Annotated in this window: 13 protein-coding genes; 1 reads left to right on the forward strand and 12 read right to left on the reverse strand. The window is 72.5% G+C overall.

The genetic code is table 11. From position 1 onward, the window contains the following. Nucleotides 1–108: 108 nt before the first annotated feature. From OHA55_RS10115 to OHA55_RS10125, 3 genes are all read right to left on the reverse strand, one after another. On the reverse strand, nucleotides 109–1797 hold the full coding sequence (locus OHA55_RS10115) for a beta-N-acetylhexosaminidase (RefSeq protein ID WP_266704914.1): 1689 nt from the start codon (nucleotides 1795–1797) through the stop codon (nucleotides 109–111). A 227-nt stretch (nucleotides 1798–2024) separates the two neighbouring features. Beyond that, nucleotides 2025–2312: a DUF3039 domain-containing protein gene (locus tag OHA55_RS10120; protein ID WP_026250415.1), complete on the reverse strand. Its 288-nt coding sequence runs from the start codon at nucleotides 2310–2312 to the stop codon at nucleotides 2025–2027. 30 nt (nucleotides 2313–2342) lie between these two features. Beyond that, complete coding sequence (locus tag OHA55_RS10125) at nucleotides 2343–2903, reverse strand: YqgE/AlgH family protein (protein ID WP_266704919.1); 561 nt, start codon at nucleotides 2901–2903, stop codon at nucleotides 2343–2345. 271 nt (nucleotides 2904–3174) lie between these two features. Between OHA55_RS10125 and murA the strand changes: the two genes are divergently transcribed. Then, on the forward strand, nucleotides 3175–4515 hold the full coding sequence (gene murA / locus OHA55_RS10130) for a UDP-N-acetylglucosamine 1-carboxyvinyltransferase (RefSeq protein ID WP_266704921.1): 1341 nt from the start codon (nucleotides 3175–3177) through the stop codon (nucleotides 4513–4515). A gap of 332 nt (nucleotides 4516–4847) precedes the next feature. Here murA and OHA55_RS10135 read toward each other — a convergent pair whose 3' ends face one another. The 9 genes from OHA55_RS10135 to OHA55_RS10175 all read right to left on the reverse strand — a co-directional run bounded on the left by OHA55_RS10135 (nucleotide 4848) and on the right by OHA55_RS10175 (nucleotide 17745). Further along, nucleotides 4848–5129 carry an HU family DNA-binding protein gene (locus OHA55_RS10135; RefSeq protein WP_003968811.1) on the reverse strand — a complete coding sequence of 94 codons (282 nt, stop codon included), beginning with the start codon at nucleotides 5127–5129 and terminating at the stop codon, nucleotides 4848–4850. Between the two features lie 379 nt (nucleotides 5130–5508). Then, nucleotides 5509–6945, reverse strand: a complete 1437-nt coding sequence (locus tag OHA55_RS10140; protein WP_266704923.1) for an NAD-dependent malic enzyme — start codon at nucleotides 6943–6945, stop codon at nucleotides 5509–5511. 476 nt (nucleotides 6946–7421) lie between these two features. Beyond that, nucleotides 7422–9824 carry a UvrD-helicase domain-containing protein gene (locus tag OHA55_RS10145; protein WP_266704925.1) on the reverse strand — a complete coding sequence of 801 codons (2403 nt, stop codon included), beginning with the start codon at nucleotides 9822–9824 and terminating at the stop codon, nucleotides 7422–7424. A gap of 166 nt (nucleotides 9825–9990) precedes the next feature. After that, nucleotides 9991–10554, reverse strand: coding sequence for a GNAT family N-acetyltransferase (locus OHA55_RS10150; protein ID WP_266704927.1), 564 nt, complete (start codon nucleotides 10552–10554; stop codon nucleotides 9991–9993). Nucleotides 10555–10678: 124 nt separating this feature from the next. After that, a complete protein-coding gene (locus OHA55_RS10155) occupies nucleotides 10679–11821 on the reverse strand; it encodes a uroporphyrinogen-III synthase (protein ID WP_266704929.1) in 1143 nt (380 codons plus the stop codon). A 166-nt stretch (nucleotides 11822–11987) separates the two neighbouring features. Beyond that, nucleotides 11988–13331 carry a NarK/NasA family nitrate transporter gene (locus tag OHA55_RS10160; protein WP_266704931.1) on the reverse strand — a complete coding sequence of 448 codons (1344 nt, stop codon included), beginning with the start codon at nucleotides 13329–13331 and terminating at the stop codon, nucleotides 11988–11990. 170 nt (nucleotides 13332–13501) lie between these two features. Beyond that, a complete protein-coding gene (locus OHA55_RS10165) occupies nucleotides 13502–14908 on the reverse strand; it encodes an acyltransferase (RefSeq protein ID WP_266704933.1) in 1407 nt (468 codons plus the stop codon). Then, the gene (locus tag OHA55_RS10170) at nucleotides 14905–17040 is read right to left on the reverse strand and encodes a glycosyltransferase (protein ID WP_266710516.1); all 2136 of its coding nucleotides are present in this window, start codon (nucleotides 17038–17040) and stop codon (nucleotides 14905–14907) included. Before OHA55_RS10170 ends, OHA55_RS10165 begins: the two co-directional genes overlap by 4 nt. A 63-nt stretch (nucleotides 17041–17103) precedes the next feature. After that, the gene (locus tag OHA55_RS10175; RefSeq protein ID WP_266704935.1) at nucleotides 17104–17745 is read right to left on the reverse strand and encodes a hypothetical protein; all 642 of its coding nucleotides are present in this window, start codon (nucleotides 17743–17745) and stop codon (nucleotides 17104–17106) included. Nucleotides 17746–17785 lie beyond the last annotated feature (40 nt).

Below are 17785 nucleotides of genomic sequence, written 5' to 3' on the forward strand. Positions count from 1 at the left end.
ACTCGTGTGCGGCCCGGGTGCCCCTCGAATCGGTCCTCCCGTACTCCCGTACTGCCCGACCGCCCACGGATTCCGCCCGGACGGGGACGGAATCCGGCGCGGGCGGAATCACACGACCGGGGGTGCGCCCTCGATGGGGTGGCCGCCGATTCCGGGGCGGCGCTGCCACGGCAGCGGGCCGCCCGGCGGGCGGTACTCGACGCCCAGCGCGTCCAGCCGGGCGTAGTGCGCCTCCATGCGGGCCGTGAACCCGGCGAAGTCGCGTGCGGCGGGGGCGGGCAGCTCGCTCCAGGCGACCTCGGCGAGGGCGGCCAGGCGCGGGTAGACCTGGTAGTCGACGCGGCCCCGGTTGTGCATGACCTCGGTCCAGGCGTTGCCCTGGGTGCCGAGGACGTGCCGGGCTGCCTCCTCGGAGAGGCCCGGCGGCACCGGCTCGAAGCGGTAGACGTCCTCCAGGGTGCGGACGTAGCCGATGGGGATCGGTTCGTCGGGGCCGTCGTCCTGCCGGTAGTCGAGGTAGACCTGCTGCACCGGGCACATCACCACGTCGTGGCCGGCCTCGGCGGCGGCGATGCCGCCCGCGTACCCGCGCCAGGAGGAGACGGCCGCACCCTCGGGCAGTCCGCCCTCCAGGATCTCGTCCCATCCGATGAGCCGGCGGCCCCGGGCGGTGAGCCAGCGGTCGAAGTGGCGGATGAACCAGGACTGGAGGCCGTCCTCGTCGCCGACGCCGAGCTCCTCGATCCGGGCCTGCGCGGCGGGGGATTCCTTCCACTCGTCCTTGGGGCACTCGTCGCCGCCGACGTGCACGAACGGCGAGACCTCGGCGGGGAAGAGCTCCAGGATCTCCTCGAACACGCCCTCGTAGAACCGCAGCACCGCCTCGGTGGGGGCCAGCACGTGGGTGCTGACGCCCCAGCGGTCCCAGGGGGTGAGGGCGGCGGTGTCGGTGACGTCGGTGTTGCCGAGTTCCGGGTAGGCGGCGACGGCGGCCTGGGAGTGGCCGGGGATCTCGATCTCGGGGACGACCCGGATGTGCCGCTCGGCGGCGTACGCGACGATCTCGCGGATGTCGTCCTGGGTGTAGAAGCCGCCGTACGGGGTCTCGTCCCAGAGCTCGGAGGAGCGGTGGCCGTACTTGGTGCGGGAGCGCCAGGCGCCGCGCCCGGTCAGGCGCGGGTACCGCTTGATCTCGACGCGCCAGCCCTGGTCGTCGGTGAGGTGGAAGTGGAAGACGTTCAGCTTGTGCGCGGCCATCAGGTCGAGGTGGCGCAGCACGTCGTCCTTGGGCGTGAAGTGGCGGGCGACGTCGAGCATGAAGCCGCGCCAGGCGAAGCGCGGGGCGTCCTCGATCTCGACGGCCGGGACGGTGCGCGGGGCGCCGGGGGCGAGGGGGGCGCGGCGGAAGGCCCCGGGGCCGAGGAGCTGGCGGAGCGTCTGGGCGCCGCGGAAGACCCCGGCGGGGCTGCCGCCGGTGATGCGTACGCCGCTCGCCGCTCCCGCGGTCAGCCGGTACTCCTCGGGCTCCAGGCCGGGGTCGGTGAGCAGCTCGACCGCCCCGGGGCCGCCCGCCCGCCCCGGGGCGAGCGGGAGACCGAAGGCGGCGCCGAGGGTGGACCGCAGCCAGCGTTCGGTGGACCCGGTGCCGGGTCCGGCGGCCAGGGTGGTGGCCGCGTCCATGACGAACGGGGCGTCGTCGCCGGCGCGGGTGCGCGCGGGCGCCGGTACGAGTCCGAGGGCGGTGGCCGGGTCGGCGGGCGCGTCGGCGCCTTCCGGGGTGAGCGTGTCCGTGTGCATGGGGCGCATCCTTCATCACACCGGCCGAAAACGGAACCATTGGACTGGACCAATTCGGGGGTGGACGGGGTGGCGGAAGACGCCACGCGCCGGACACGGCAGATCCCCGCGCCGCGCGCCGGGGCGCGTCACGGGGACCGTTGCTCGGGGAGTCGGGGAGTGCGGGCAGGACCCCGTTCCCCAGGGGCAGGAACCGGTTCCCCAGGGGCGGGAACCGGCTGCCGGACCTACTTCTTGTCCTTGCCGCCCTTGTCCTTGTCGCCACCGGCGCCCATGGACTCGTAGATCTCCTTGCACATCGGGCAGACCGGGTACTTCTTGGGGTCGCGCCCCGGTACCCAGACCTTGCCGCACAGTGCGACCACGGGCGTGCCCTCCAGGGCGCTCGCCATGATCTTGTCCTTCTGGACGTAATGGGCGTAGCGCTCGTGGTCGCCGTCGCCGTTCGACACCTGCGGTGTCGGCTCTACGAGGGTCCCCGTACCTGCCCCGCGCTCGGGCTCAAGAGTGCTCATGAGCGCCAAGGGTACTGAAGTGCGGGGCGGTCAGTTGAGCGAAGGGTCGTCGGGATAGGTGGCGATCATGGCCAGTTCGCTGCGCTGGCGCCGCAGGACGGCCCGCCAGAGCTTCTCCGGCTGCGGGGAGGCGACGTCGCCGGGCTCCGAGTCGACCACGTACCAGGCGCCCTCCTCCAGCTCGGTCTCCAGCTGACCGGGGCCCCAGCCCGCGTATCCGGCGAAGATCCGCAGCGAGCCGAGGGCCGCCGCGAGCAGCTGCGGCGGGGCCTCCAGATCGACCAGGCCGATCGCGCCGTGCACCCGGCGCCAGCCGAGCGGGCCCTCGTCGCCGGGGATCACGGCGACCCCGAGCGCGGAGTCCAGCGCGACGGGCCCGCCCTGGAAGACCACGTCGGGCGCGCCCGACAGGCCGGCCCAGGGTTCGAGGATGTCGCCGACCTCCACCGGGGTCGGGCGGTTGAGGACCACGCCGAGCGAGCCCTCCTCGTCGTGGTCGAGGAGGAGCACCACCGCGCGGTCGAAATTCGGGTCCGCGAGGGCGGGTGTGGCCACCAGCAGCCGGCCTGTGAGGGAGGACACCTCGGTCATGGGGAGATGATCCCGCATCCGGGGCCCGCGCGGGGGCCGAGTACGCAGGCCCGTGCCCGGGACCGGGCGGCACGGATCGGGCGCGCGGGGGCACGGGGAGCGCACGTCCGGCCGCGCCCGCGGCGGTGACGCTGCGCGAGGCGCCGCGTGCGGAACGTGTCGCGACGGTTTCCTTACGTCCGTACGCGCCGCATCGCCTGCCGGGCGGGGGGTAGGAGGCCATTACCCTTTTCATCGGCCCCCTGCCCGACCACTCCGGAACGCGAGATTCATGACCGGCACAGACGATGTCCTGCTTGTCCACGGCGGCACCCCGCTGGAGGGCGAAATTCGCGTCCGAGGCGCCAAGAACCTGGTGCCCAAGGCAATGGTCGCCGCACTGCTCGGCAGCGGTCCCAGCAGGCTGCGCAACGTCCCCGACATCCGCGACGTGCGGGTCGTGCGGGGTCTGCTGCAGCTGCACGGCGTGACGGTGCGTCCGGGTGAGGAGCCGGGCGAGCTGGTCCTGGACCCGACGCACGTCGAGAGCGCCAACGTCGCCGACATCGACGCCCACGCGGGCTCGTCCCGCATCCCGATCCTCTTCTGCGGTCCGCTGCTCCACCGCCTCGGCCACGCCTTCATCCCCGGTCTCGGCGGCTGCGACATCGGCGGCCGGCCCATCGACTTCCACTTCGACGTGCTGCGCCGCTTCGGTGCGACGATCGAGAAGCGGGCGGACGGGCAGTACCTGGAGGCCCCGCAGCGGCTGCGCGGTACGAAGATCCGCCTGCCGTACCCCTCGGTGGGCTCCACCGAGCAGGTGCTGCTGACGGCCGTGCTCGCCGAGGGCGTCACGGAGCTGTCGAACGCGGCCGTGGAGCCGGAGATCGAGGACCTCATCTGCGTACTGCAGAAGATGGGCGCGATCATCTCCATGGACACCGACCGGACCATCCGGATCACCGGTGTCGACAGGCTCGACGGGTACACCCACCGGGCGATCCCGGACCGCCTGGAGGCGGCTTCCTGGGCGTCGGCGGCGCTCGCGACCGGGGGCAACATCTACGTGCGCGGCGCCCAGCAGCGTTCGATGATGACCTTCCTCAACACCTTCCGCCGGGTCGGCGGGGCCTTCGAGATCGACGACGAGGGCATCCGCTTCTGGCACCCGGGCGGCCCGCTCAAGGCCATCGCGCTGGAGACGGACGTCCACCCGGGCTTCCAGACCGACTGGCAGCAGCCGCTGGTGGTGGCGCTGACGCAGGCGACCGGCCTGTCCATCGTCCACGAGACGGTGTACGAGTCCCGGCTCGGCTTCACCTCGGCGCTCAACCAGATGGGCGCGCACATCCAGCTGTACCGCGAGTGCCTGGGCGGTTCCGACTGCCGGTTCGGCCAGCGCAACTTCCTGCACTCCGCGGTCGTCTCCGGCCCGACGAAGCTCCAGGGCGCGGATCTGGTCATCCCCGACCTGCGCGGCGGCTTCTCGTACCTGATCGCGGCGCTCGCCGCCGAGGGCACCTCGCGGGTCCACGGCATCGACCTGATCAACCGCGGCTACGAGAACTTCATGGAGAAGCTGGAGAAGCTCGGCGCCAAGGTCGAGCTGCCCGGCGGAGCGCTGGTCTGACGGTCCGGCCCGAAGATTCGTGAAGCCCGCCGCCCCGGCCCGCACCTCGCGGGACCGGGGCGGCGGGCTTTCGTGCGCCCGGGTGGGCACGCGCCGGGGCAGCTCCCCCGGCGCGGCCCGTGGCTCGTACACACGCACGACTCCCGGAACGCCCCTGACGGCCGCTGTGCGGCGCGGCGGGCCCCGGACGGCCGACGGGGACCGGTACGCGGCCGCAGGCCCGTACGGGCGCGCAGAGGGCCCCGGGCGGCGCCCGGGGCCCAGGACGGACGCATATGCCGGAGGGCGGCCACCCTGGTCCGGGTGACCGCCCTCCGATGCGCCTGTGGGACTTACTTGCCCTTGGCGGCTTCCTTGAGCTTGGAGCCCGCGGAGACCTTCACGCTGTAGCCGGCCGGGATGTTGATCGGGTCGCCGGTCTGCGGGTTACGAGCGGTGCGAGCGGCACGGTGGGTGCGCTCGAAGGTCAGGAAGCCGGGGATGGTGACCTTCTCGTCGCCCTTGGCGACGATCTCACCGACGGTCTCGGCGAGCGCGGCCAGCACGGCGTCGGCGTCCTTGCGGGTCACCTCGGCACGGTCGGCCAGGGCGGCCACCAGCTCACTGCGGTTCATGTTGTTACTCCCGTGTTCTTCTTGCCTGTGAGGCGTGAGATCGAAGCCGATGCTGCCAGGGCCCTCTGACAGTCCCCGGACCCGGGTCTGATGTCAGACCCTCGCGCCCGATTACGCATCCTGCCCCCACCTGCGGCGGGAAAGCCAATCCGGAACCCTCCGGTGTCACACGGAAAGCGTCACGGTCCGTCGATGGTCACGTTCCGTCGACTTCCTGGAGCGGTGCGCAGCGGATGCGGGGCCCCGGGCGCTGATCGGCCGTGTACCCGCTGCCCGCCACCCTAAAGGCGCGTTTGGGACACGGCGACCCGCGACGCGCCGTAGGGCGCGTCGCGGGAGAAGCCCGGCACCGCGCGCGGAACGCGGGCCGGGCTCAGGGTCAGAGCTGTCCGGAGGGGGTGGCCTCGGCGACGCCGGCGGCCTTGGCGGCGGCGCGGACGGCACCGGCGACGGCACCGGCGACCTTGTCGTTGAAGACGGACGGGATGATGTAGTTCGCGTTCAGCTCGTCCTCGGCGACGACGTCGGCGAGGGCTCCGGCGGCGGCGAGCATCATCTCGGTGTTGACGGTGCGCGACTGGGCGTCGAGCAGACCGCGGAAGACGCCCGGGAAGACCAGCACGTTGTTGATCTGGTTCGGGAAGTCGGAGCGGCCGGTCGCGACGACCGCGGCCGTCTCGCGGGCGACCGTCGGGTCCACCTCGGGGTCCGGGTTGGCCAGCGCGAAGACGATCGCGCCGTCCGCCATGGCGGCCACGTCGCCGCCGTCCAGGACGTTGGGGGCGGAGACGCCGATGAAGACGTCCGCGCCGACGACGGCCTCCTTGAGGGTGCCGGTGACGCCCTCCGGGTTGGTGTTGTCGGCGATCCAGCGCAGCGGCGAGTCGGGCTTCGCGGCGACCAGGTCCTCGCGGCCCGCGTGCACCACGCCGTGGATGTCGGCGACGACCGCGTGCTTGACGCCCGCGGCGATGAGGAGCTTCAGGATGGCCGTACCGGCCGCCCCCGCACCGGACATGACGACCCGCACGTCGCCGACGGACTTGCCGACCACGCGCAGCGCGTTGGTGAGCGAGGCGAGCACGACGATGGCGGTGCCGTGCTGGTCGTCGTGGAAGACGGGGATGTCGAGGGCCTCGCGCAGCCGGGCCTCGATCTCGAAGCAGCGCGGCGCGGAGATGTCCTCCAGGTTGATGCCCGCGAAGCCGGGGGCGATGGCCTTGACGATCTCGACGATGGCGTCGGGGTCCTGGGTGTCCAGGCAGATCGGCCAGGCGTCGATGCCGGCGAAGCGCTTGAAGAGGGCGGCCTTGCCCTCCATGACCGGGAGCGCGGCCATCGGGCCGATGTTGCCGAGGCCGAGGACGGCGGAGCCGTCGGTGACGACGGCGACGGAGTTGCGCTTGATGGTCAGGCGGCGGGCGTCCTCGGGGTTCTCGGCGATCGCCATGCAGACGCGGGCCACACCCGGGGTGTAGATCATCGAGAGGTCGTCGCGGTTGCGGATGGGGTGCTTGGACGCCATCTCGATCTTGCCGCCGAGGTGCATCAGGAAGGTACGGTCCGAGACCTTGCCGAGCAGGACGCCGTCGATGGCGCGCAGGCCCTCCACGATCTCCTCGGCGTGTGCGGTGGAGGACGCCGCGATGGTGACGTCGATCCGGAGCTTCTCGTGGCCGGAGGCGGTCACGTCGAGGCCGGTCACCGAGCCGCCGGAGGACTCCACGGCCGTGGTCAGCTGGGAGACCGCGGTGCCGCTCGCGGGCACCTCCAGCCGGACCGTCATCGAGTACGAGACGCTGGGCGCCGTTGCCATGGCCGTGTCCTTCGCTTTCCTGAGCTTCATTGCTTGGACGGCGGGACCGGGCCCGCACGCGTCCACGATCGTCGCACCTACTGACGAGTAGCCGGTAACCACTGCCGCAGTACGAAAGATCACTTCCGAGATGCGGGAGACGGCACCGGCCGGCGCGGTGCGGACGGCCCGTACAAGCAGAACAGGTCCGCGCCACCGTGAGGTGACGCGGACCTGTCTTCTGCGTGAGCGGCACCGACCCGCCATGCTCGCCTCGCGGCAAGAGGTCGCTCGTAGCGACGAAGGTTGGGCCCGGGGGCTTGGATCGAGCCGGTGCCGACACCAGGCTAACAAACACCCGTGAGAAGTGATTCCCCCACAGCGGGTTGACACTCGCGGTTCGTGTCCCGGCGGGGGTCACCGGGGCCGTACGAGCCCCCGCGGCGGCCCGGAAACCGGGCCGCCGCGGGCCCGGTTCCCTTGCGGCGCCCGGGCCGTCAGTCCCGCAGCAGGTCCGGTACCCCGTCCTCGTCCGGCAGGTCGGCGGCGGCCGAGATCACCGTCAACTGCTGGGTCGCCCGGGTGAGGGCCACGTACAGCACGCGCAGCCCGGCGGGCGACTCGTCGGCGATCTCCGCCGGGGAGACCACCACCGTGGCGTCGTACTCCAGCCCCTTGGCCTCCAGGCTGCCGAGCGCCACCACGCGCTCCCCCAGATCCGCCAGCCAGTCACGGGCCTGGACGCGGCGGTTCATCGCCACGACCACGCCGACGGTGCCGTCGACCTGGTCGAGCAGCCGACGCGCCTCCTCGCGGACGCTGTCGGCGAGCTCCTGGTCGCCCACGGTCGCGAAGCGCGGCTCGATGCCGGTGGAACGGACGGCGGACGGCGACTCCATGCCGGGCATGGCGAGCGCCAGCACCTTCGCCGCCAGCTCGGCGATCTCCGCCGGGTTGCGGTAGTTGACGGTGAGCTGGAAGCGGCGGCGCGGGCGGTTGCCGAGCGCCTCGTCGCGCGCGGCGGCGGCCTCGTCCGGGTCGGACCAGGAGGACTGCGCCGGGTCTCCGACGATCGTCCAGGTGGCGTGCCGGCCCCGGCGCCCGACCATCCGCCACTGCATGGGCGTCAGGTCCTGCGCCTCGTCGACGATGACGTGCGCGTACTCGGTGCGCTCCTCCGCCAGGCGCTCGGCCCGCTCGCGCCGGGTCTCCTCGCGCTGCGGCATCAGCTCCTCCAGCCCGGAGAGCTGGTCGAGCGGGTCGAACTCGCGCTTCTTGCGGGGCCGCGCCGGGGCGCCGAGCAGGGCCTGGAGCTCGTCCAGGAGCGCCACGTCGTGCACGGAGAGGGGTCCCTGGCCGTCGGCGCCCAGGCGCTTGAGGGAGCGCGAGAGGCGGCGTACCTCGCCCTGGTTGAGGACGCGGCGGGACCAGCGCGCGAGCCGCTTCTCGTCGGCCATCGCGGCGAGCACCCCGCGCGGGGTGAGCTCGGGCCACCAGGCGTCCAGGAATTCGAGGAACGGGGTCTCCGTGGAGACGTCGTCGTCGAAGGAGGAACGGAGTTCGGCGGCGAGCTCGGGGTCGGTGTAGCGGCCCCGGCCGGAGGACTTGCTCCAGAGCGCGTCGAGCAGCAGCTTGCGGGCGCGCGGGCGCAGCAGGTTGACGGGGGCGGAGCCGCCCAGCGCGTTGTGGCGGATGCGCTGGAGTTCGTCGGCCTCCAGCTCGACCCGGGCGCCGAAGGCGACGACGCGCAGCCGGGTGGGGGTCGCGGATCTCGCGCCGCCGGGCGCGGCCCGGGGCGTCGGCGTGGTCTCCTCGCCGAAGGAGAGCTGGCCGTCCTCGCGGGGCGCGGTGCGCGGTGCGGGCTGGTCGAGCGCGCCGCGCGAGGCCTTGCGGAGCACCTGGAGCATCCGGGAGGAGCCCTTGACTCGGGCCACGGCGGGCTCGTCGTAGGTGGTGGCGCCCGCGACGCCGGCCGCCTCGTCGGAGAGGGAGCCGACCGCGCGGATGGCGACCTGCCCCTCCTCGCCGAGCGAGGGCAGCACGCCTTCGGTGTAGGCGACGAGCAGCGGGGTCGGCGAGACGATCAGGATGCCGCCCGCGTAGCGCCTGCGGTCCTGGTAGAGGAGGTACGCGGCACGGTGCAGGGCCACGGCGGTCTTGCCGGTGCCGGGGCCGCCGGTGACCTCGGTGACGGAGGCGGCGGGGGCCCGGATGACGAGGTCCTGCTCGGCCTGGATGGAGGAGACGATGTCCCGCATGGTGTGGCTGCGGGCCTGGCCCAGCGCGGCCATCAGGGCGCCGTCGCCGATGACGGGGAGCTTCTCGCCGTCCAGGTACGCCGTCAGCTCGGGGCGCATCAGGTCGTCCTCGACGCCGAGGACGCGGCGGCCGCGCGAGCGGATGACGCGGCGGCGCACGACGCGCCCGGGGTCCTTGGGGGTGGAGCGGTAGAACGGCGCGGCGGCCGGGGCACGCCAGTCGATCACCAGCGGCGAGTAGTCGGCCGCGAGCACGCCGATCCGGCCGATGTGCAGCGTCTCGGCGATGTCCGCCGTGTCGTCCGGCCGTACGGCCTCGTCGGCGGGCTCGACGGAGGTGAAGGCTCCGTCGGGTCCGCGCTCGCCGTCCTTGCCGAGGAGCAGGTCGACGCGGCCGAAAAGGAAGTCCTCGAACTCGCTGTGCAGGCGGTTGAGATGAATGCCCGCCCGGAAGACCTGGGCGTCCCGTTCGGCGAGGGCGCCGGGGGTACCGACCTGGCCTCGCTTGACGGCGTCGTGCATGAGGAATTGAGCCTCGTCGATCTTCTCTTCGAGGCGGTCGTAGACCCGGTCCAGATGATCCTGTTCGACACCGATCTCGCGGTCCCGCAGAGAATCGACAGCGGCATCCTGCGCGGCCACCGAGGCCCCTTTCTGACGTGCGTTGGGCAGCCGTCAACCGTACGCGACGGGGGGCCGGTGCGCATCAGGCGGGGCGCCCCGATCGCGTACCGGGACCCGTCCGGGCGAGGAGGAGTGCCCGGCGGCGGGACCCGTCGTAACCCCGCCGGTGCCTCGCCGGGCCCGGTCAGAGCTGCGCGGGGTCGTCGTTCAGGATGAGCTGGAAGAGCCGGTGGTCGCGCCATTCCCCGTCGATGTACAGGAATCGGGGCGCCACTCCGATCTCCTCGAAGCCGCATTTGCGCAGCACCCGCTGGGACGCCTCGTTGTACAGCAGGGTCCCGGCCTCGATCCGGTGCAGCCGGAGGTCGTCACGGGCGAGGTCGCGGATCCGGCGGACCGCCGCGGTCGCGAGGCCCCGGCCGGCCTGGTCCACGTCGACCCAGTAGCCGATGACCCCGCTGCGGAACGCGCCGAGGGCTATCCCGGAGAGGGTGAAGGAGCCGAGCGCCCGGTCGTCCTCGTCGACGATCACCCAGGCGGCGGCCCGGCCGGCCGCGCGGTCGGCGAGGATGCCGGAGAGCCGGTCGGCCTGGCCCTCGGGTGTGTAGAAGGAGTCGGGGCGCACGGGCTCGAAGCGGGCCATGTACGTACGGCTGCGCAGCAGCGCTCGGGCGAGCGCGGGGGCGTCGGACGCCTCGGTCGGGCGCAGGAACCTGTCGGCGGAGAGCGGGTACGGTGCGTCGTTCATCCGGGCACGCTACCTCCCGCCGCCGCAGGGGCTCGGGGTGTGCCGTCGAACTGCCGTCCGCCGGGCGGCGGCACCGTGCCGACACGCCCCGGGGGCCCGGGGCCGTACCGCGCGAAATCCGGTCTCAGTCGCCGTACTTGGTGTCCGCCACCGGGTCCAGGGCGAGCCGGTAGCCGCGCTTGACGACGGTCTGGATCAGGCGGGGCGAGCCGAGCGCGGAGCGCAGCCGGGCCATCGCGGTCTCCACGGCGTGCTCGTCGGTGCCGCTGCCGGGGAGCGCCCGCAGCAGGTCGGCGCGGGAGACCACCCAGCCGGGGCGGCGGGTCAGGGCGTGCAGCAGGGCCATCCCGGCGGGGGGCACGGGCCGCAGTGACCCGTCGACGAGCGCCGCGTGGCCGCGCACGGTGACCTGGTGGCCGGCGACCGGCAGGGTGCGGGAGCGGGCGGGGAGCTGGGCGCAGAGGAGCTGGACGAGCGGGCCGAGCCGGAAGCGTTCGGGCTGGACGGTCTCGATGCCGCGTGCCTGGAGCGGCAGCGCGGTGACCGGGCCGACGCAGGCGACGAGCAGGTCGTCGTGGAGGGCGCCGAGCACCTCGGGGGCCATGCCGCGGGTCCGGGCGCGGTCGAGGAAGGAGGCGGCGGCGGGGGCGCTGGTGAAGGTGATGGCGTCGAGGCCGCGGGCGGCGGTGAGGTCGAGCATCCGGTCGAGCGGGGCGAGGTCCTGGGGTGGCATCCAGCGGTAGACGGGCAGGTCGATGACCTCGGCGCCGGCGGCCCGGAGGCTCTCGGCGAACCCGGGGAGCGGTTCGCCGTGCAGTTGGAGGGCGACGCGGCGGCCGTCCACGCCCTCGTCGAGGAGCCGTTCCAGTACCTCGGCCATGGACTCGGAGGCGGCCGACCAGGATTCGGTGAGTCCGGCGGCCCGGATGGCCCCCTTCACCTTGGGGCCGCGTGCCAGGAGTTCGACGCCGCGCAGCCGGTCCAGCAGGTGTTCGCCGATGCCCCAGCCGTCCGCCGCCTCGACCCAGCCCCGGAAGCCGATGGCGGTGGTGGCGATCACGACGTCGGGGGCGTGGCGGATCAGTTCCTGGGTGGCGGCGAGCAGTTCGCTGTCGTCGGCGAGCTGCACGATCCGCAGGGCGGGGGCCTGGACGACCTGGGCGCCGCGGCGCTGGAGCAGTGTGCCGAGTTCCCCGGCCCGGCGGGCCGCGGTCACTCCGACCGTGAAGCCCGCGAGGGGGCCGTGCGTCGCTTCGTCTTCCTGCATGGCGTGATCTACCCGGCTCTCGTTCCCGCGGTCGCTGCCGCTGTGCGGTGGACCGAGCCTGCCAACCCCGCGTGACAGGCTCGGTTCCCCCGTATTTCCCGCCCGTTACGTCCTTGGTCGCCTGGCGGCCGTCCAGGAGGCCTGTTGATGGCCCGTCAGGCCTTCGTCAGACCTCCGCGAGCCCGAGCGGGGCGTTGGCGCTCGCGCTCGCCGGGGCGGCGGCCGGACGGCGAAGGTATACCGCCCAGGTGAGGGCCGAGCACACCGCGTAGAAGGCGAGGAAGGACCAGAAGGCGGCCGTTCCGGCGCCGGAGGTCTGGAAGGACTGGCGGAAGGCGAGGTTGATGGCGAGTCCGCCGATCGCGCCCACGGCGCCGATGAGGCCCATGGAGGCGCCGGAGATGCGCCGCCCCTCGGCGGCCGCCGCCTCGCCGCGCAGGCCGCGGCTGACGGCCTGGGCGTGGAAGATGCCCGGGATCATCTTGAAGGTCGAACCGTTGCCGAGGCCGGACAGGACGAACAGGGCGATGAAGCCGACGAGGAAGACGGGCAGCGACTCGGTGCCGGAGGCGTAGACGACGACCCCGGTGGCCGCCGCCATGGCGGCGAAGTTCCACAGGGTGATGCGGGCGCCGCCGTGGCGGTCGGCGAGCCGGCCGCCGAGGGGGCGGATCAGCGAGCCGAGCAGCGGGCCGATGAAGGTGAGCGAGGCGGCCTGGAGCGGGGTGCGGCCGAACTGGGTCTGGAGGACCAGGCCGAAGGCGAAGCTGAAGCCGATGAAGGAGCCGAAGGTGCCGACGTAGAGGACGGCCATGATCCAGGTGTGGGCCTCGCGTACCGCCTGCTTCGCGGCCCCGGTGTCGTTCCGTACGGGGGCGAGGTTGTCCATGTACCGGGCGGCGCAGAGCGCGGCGATCACGATGAGCGGGACGTACACGCCGAGGACGATCCGGGGGTGGGTGGCGCCGGCGGTCCCGATGACCAGGAGGCCGATGAGCTGGACGACGGGGACGCCGATGTTGCCGCCGCCCGCGTTGAGTCCGAGCGCCCAGCCCTTCTCGCGGAGCGGGAAGAAGGCGTTGATGTTGGTCATGGAGGAGGCGAAGTTGCCGCCGCCGATGCCGGCGAGGGCCGCGACGGCCACGAAGGTGCCGTACGAGGTGCCGGGTTCCATCACCGCGAACGCGAAGGCGGTCGGCACCAGCAGCGAAAGGGCGCTGAACACCGTCCAGTTGCGGCCGCCGAACCGGGCGACGGCGAAGGTGTAGGGGACGCGGACGATCGCCCCGACCAGGGTGGCGGTGGAGATCAGGAAGAACTTTCCGGCCGGGTCGATCCCGTACTCGGGGCCCATGAAGAGGACCATCACGGACCACAGGGACCAGACGGAGAACCCGATGTGCTCGGAGAGGACGGAGAACCAGAGGTTCCGGCGGGCCACCGGGCGGCCCTTCTCCTGCCAGAAGGTCTCGTCCTCCGGGTCCCAGTGCTCGATCCAACGGCCAGCCATCACGCGCCTCCACGGGGGTCGGGGTGTTGTCTCCGACGCTAGGGAGTGCGCGTTACCGTGCGGTGCCCCGAGGTGACCGGTGCGCAACCTTGCTCTCACCGGGCCGGGCCCGGCCCGGTGAGAACGACGTCATGTGCGCGAGCGCCCCGTGTGCGGGGCGCCGGTGGCCGTCAGTGCCGGTGTCCGCCGCTCGGCGACGCCGGTACGGGAGTCGGCCGGGCGGGTTTGCCGGACGGCCAGAGCCGTGGCCGGCGTTTCGCCGCGACGTCCTCGACCCAGCCGAAGGCCAGGATGGCGAGCCCTATGAGCGGCCAGATGAGGATCAGGCTCAGCCCGGTGTAGAGGCCGTCGGAGTAGGCGCCGAGGTGCTCGTCGACCCAGCCGATCTTCCACATCTGGTCTATCAGCGGCACGGTCGCCATGAGGAGCAGGTTGTGCCATATGTAGATCGTCACGGCACGGTTGTTGGCGAGCGTGACGAGGCCGTCGTACGGGGCGAGGCGGCCGGGCAGCTTCTCCCAGGACGGGGCGTACTGGAGCAGGATCATGCAGAAGCCGAAGGACCAGGTGGCCTGGGCGAGCGGGATCTCGTCGAGGTTCCAGCCCTCTTCGGTGAGGTGCCCGGAGGCCCACCAGAGGCCGAAGCCCATGATGATCGCGGCCGAGGAGACGGCGAGGTAGCGCGGGACGCGCTTGAGCACTCCGTCGTGGTGGGCGAAGCCGAGGATCCAGCAGGAGGCGAACACCGTGAAGTCCACGACGCCTTCGCCGGTCGCGCCGGGGATGGTGACCAGTCCGGTGCCGAAGACCGCGGTGAGGCCGATCGGCGCGAGCATCGTCGCCCAGGGCATCTTGCGGAACGCCTTGAGGAGCAGCGGGGACGCGATCACGAACCACAGGTAGGCGCGGATGTACCAGAGCGGGCCGGCCGCCTGGTCGGCCCAGGAGGTCTCCAGCCAGCCGCCGTCGGAGCCGCTGACCTCCGGGTACGGCGGGGAGCCGACCGGGAGGACGTAGCTCGCCAGGCGGACGAACCACCAGAGCCCCTCCTCCTTCACGGGCTTCCAGCCGAGCCAGAACATCATCGGGAGGGCGACGACGGAGAACAGCCACATCGGGGGCAGCAGTCGCCGTACCCGGCTGCGGATGACGCTCCACGCGGGGCGGGCCAGCGAGCGGGCCATCAGCGACCCGGCGAGCGTGAACATCACGCCCATGGACGGGAAGAGGACGGTCAGCCAGGCCCACCCGAAAAGGTGGTAGACCACCACGCGGACGAGCGCGACGGAGCGCAGCACGTCGAGGTAGCGGTCGCGGACGGGCCGCTTCGGGGCGGCCGAGGCGGGCTCCCCCGCTTCCACGGGTGCCTCCGGCACGGCAGGGCCTCCGGCGTGCCGCCCGTGGTGCGGGGCGGGGGCCGGGACACCGGGGACGGTGGTGGTGCCGTCGCCGAGGTAGCTGCCGGGGCCGGTGGCGTAGGGCAGGGAAGGTGCGGGGGCGCGGCGGTGCGCCGCGGGCGCGGGTATCCGCAGCCGTGCGGTGTCCTCGCCGCTCGGGGTGGGTTCGTTCCAGCTCATCCGACGGGCCTCCGGTGGTCGGCGCCGACGGCGGCACGCGCTCCCGGCGCCGCGCCGGGGGCGTCCAGGACGCCGGTGCGGCGCAGTTTCTGCCAGCGGAGCCGGCCGCCGGTGAGGGCGGTGATCCAGGACTGGAGCAGCACGACGTACATGAGCTGCCGGTACATGATCTGCTGGAGCGGCAGGGAGATCAGGTGGGTCATGCGTTCCTTGTCGAGCCGGAACGCGTAGGCGGCGCAGATGAGCTGGACCAGCAGCACGCCGAACCACGCGGCGACGGTCTTGCCGGTGGGGCCGAAGATCAGCCCGTACACCAGGAAGACGTCGATGAGCGGGGCGAGCAGCGGGGCGACCACCATGAAGAGGGAGACGAACGGCAGGCCGACGCGGCCGAAGCGGCCGGAGTGTCCCCGGTCGAAGACGGCGCCCCGGTGCTTCCAGATGGCCTGCATGGTGCCGTAGGACCAGCGGTAGCGCTGGGACCACAGCTGCTGCACGGACTCCGGTGCCTCGGTCCAGGCGCGGGCGTTCTCCGAGTAGACGACGTCCCAGCCGTCGCGGTGGAGGGCCATCGTGATGTCGGTGTCCTCGGCGAGGGTGTCCTCGCTCATGCCGCCGACCCGGTCCAGGGCGGTGCGGCGGAAGGCGCCGACCGCGCCGGGGATGGTGGGCATGCAGCGCAGGACGTCGTACATCCGGCGGTCCAGGTTGAAGCCCATCACGTACTCGATGTGCTGCCAGGCGCCGATCAGCGAGTCGCGGTTGCCGACCTTGGCGTTGCCCGCCACCGCGCCGACCTTGGGGTCGGCGAAGGGCTGGACGAGCTCGCGGACGGTGGAGGGCTCGAAGACGGTGTCGCCGTCCATCATCACGACGATGTCGTAACGGGCGTGCGCGATGCCGTTGTTGAGCGCGGCGGGCTTGCCCGCGTTCTGCTGGCGCACCACGCGGACGTTCGGCAGCCGCATGTCCTCGACGAGGTCGGCGGTGCCGTCCGTCGACCCGTCGTCGATGACGATGATCTCGATCGGGTGGTCGCTGGCCATGAGGGAACGGACGGTCGCCTCGATGCACTTGCGCTCGTTGTACGCGGGTACGAGCACGGACACCGGGCCGGTGACGGGCTGGTCGCCCCAGCGGAAGTTCCTGCGGCGGACCCGGCGGGCGTGCACGAAGGAGAGCAGCAGCATCAGCCCGAAGCGGCCGATGACGAGGACGCCGACCACGGAGAGGCCGGCCACCAGGACACCGGTGACGTCCTCGGAGAAGCCCACGGCGGTGACGAAGGTCTTGCCCTTCCAGAGTGCGGGGCCGCTGACCGGGGTGAGCGCGCTCGGGGCGCCGAGGGCGGTGGTCAGGTTGGTGAACTCGTACCCCTTCTCCTGCATGGAGGGCAGGAAGCGGTCGAGCGCGGCCAGCGTCTGGGAGCGGTCGCCGCCGGAGTCGTGCATCAGGACGATCGCGCCCTTGCCGTGCTTGGGCGTGGCGTTCTCGATGATCGTCCGGACGCCGGGGCGCTTCCAGTCCTCGCTGTCGGTGTCGTTGACGACGGTGAGGTAGCCGCGGCCGCCGATGTACTGGGCGACGGGCCAGGACTTGTCGTCCATCGCGTCGGCGAACGAGGAGTACGGCGGCCGGAAGAGGGAGCTGTGCACCCCGGCGGCGCCCGCGAGGGCGAGCTGGTTCTCGGAGAGCTCCCAGTCGATCCGGCTGGTGGTCTGGTACGAGAGGTCGGGGTGGTTGAAGGTGTGCAGGCCGACCTCGTGGCCTTCGTCCACCATGCGCCGGACGAGTTCCGGGTAGCGGGAGGCCATGGTGCCGGTCACGAAGAACACGCCGTGGGCGTGGTACTCCTTCAGCTTGTCCAGCACCCGGGGCGTCCACTCGGGGTCCGGGCCGTCGTCGAAGGTCAGCACGATGTGGTGGTCGGGAATCCGCACCGAGGTCGCGGGCTCGGTCTTCGACCGGGCGTCGATGACGGGGCCGCCGTCGAGGATGCGGTCGGGCACCTGGTCGGTGCCGACGGGGTTGCGGACGCGATGGTCGGCGGCGATCTCGCTGTTCACGTAACCGCGCAGGACGAGCATGGCGAGCAGGGCCACCAGAATCAGGAACGGCAGCAGATAGCGCAGCGGCAGTCTGCGTTTGGCCTTCGCCTTGCGGCGGTTCCTGACCAGCGGTGCGGGCTGAGTCATTTACGGGGTGCTGCTTTCTGGTGATACGACCGGCGGTTCGGTGACCGGGGGTGTCGTCGCCGGAGCGTCGGGCGTGCCGCCCGGCGCTTCGGGCGTGGTCGGCGTGGTCGGCGTGGTCGCCGTGGCCGACGCGGAAGGCTTGGGGCTCGTCCCGCCGCCGGTGCCCGCCGAGGAGCCGGCGGGCTTGCTCGTGGAGGGGCTCGCGCCGGGGTTCGTGGCGGACGCGTCGGCGGAGGTGCTCACCGACGAGCCGGTGGCGCCCGGAGAGGCCGCCGTGCCCGTGGCTCCGTCGCCGGGCGTCGGGCCGGTGGTCGCGCCCGGGTCGGTGGCGCCGGCGACTCCGGCCGGGTCGGACGGGTCCGCGGCGGGCGTGTCCGCGCTCTTGTCCTCGTCGTTCTTCTGCTGCTCCTGGCTGGTGAGCGGGAGCCAGGGCGCGACGGAACTGCCGCCGAAGAGGGAGGAGACGAGGACGACGGCGAAGACGGTACAGCCTGCGGCGACGAGCCAGCCGGCCCTGCGGAAGTTCTTGCTCCGCCGGCCGCTCTCGTCCACGAAGACGGGGCCGTCCGACGTCTCCGGCGTGCCGGGTCCGGTCTTGAGCTCGGAGAGCTGACGCCCCAGCCCGTCCAGCTGGATCGTCACGTCATGAGGCTCATGGCTGTGCCCGGTCCGGGTACCTTCT

It is taken from the genome of Streptomyces sp. NBC_00102, from assembly GCF_026343115.1.
Classification (GTDB): Bacteria; Actinomycetota; Actinomycetes; order Streptomycetales; family Streptomycetaceae; genus Streptomyces.

What these genes read in the sequence shown, in the direction of transcription:
- OHA55_RS10115 (WP_266704914.1), bottom strand. Translation starts at nt 1,797, where the DNA reads ATGCACACGGACACGCTCACCCCGGAAGGCGCCGACGCGCCCGCCGAC.
- OHA55_RS10135 (WP_003968811.1), bottom strand. Translation starts at nt 5,129, where the DNA reads ATGAACCGCAGTGAGCTGGTGGCCGCCCTGGCCGACCGTGCCGAGGTG.
- OHA55_RS10125 (WP_266704919.1), bottom strand. Translation starts at nt 2,903, where the DNA reads ATGACCGAGGTGTCCTCCCTCACAGGCCGGCTGCTGGTGGCCACACCC.
- OHA55_RS10140 (WP_266704923.1), bottom strand. Translation starts at nt 6,945, where the DNA reads ATGGCAACGGCGCCCAGCGTCTCGTACTCGATGACGGTCCGGCTGGAG.
- OHA55_RS10160 (WP_266704931.1), bottom strand. Translation starts at nt 13,331, where the DNA reads ATGGCTGGCCGTTGGATCGAGCACTGGGACCCGGAGGACGAGACCTTC.
- murA (WP_266704921.1), top strand. Translation starts at nt 3,175, where the DNA reads ATGACCGGCACAGACGATGTCCTGCTTGTCCACGGCGGCACCCCGCTG.
- OHA55_RS10150 (WP_266704927.1), bottom strand. Translation starts at nt 10,554, where the DNA reads ATGAACGACGCACCGTACCCGCTCTCCGCCGACAGGTTCCTGCGCCCG.
- OHA55_RS10120 (WP_026250415.1), bottom strand. Translation starts at nt 2,312, where the DNA reads ATGAGCACTCTTGAGCCCGAGCGCGGGGCAGGTACGGGGACCCTCGTA.
- OHA55_RS10155 (WP_266704929.1), bottom strand. Translation starts at nt 11,821, where the DNA reads ATGCAGGAAGACGAAGCGACGCACGGCCCCCTCGCGGGCTTCACGGTC.
- OHA55_RS10165 (WP_266704933.1), bottom strand. Translation starts at nt 14,908, where the DNA reads ATGAGCTGGAACGAACCCACCCCGAGCGGCGAGGACACCGCACGGCTG.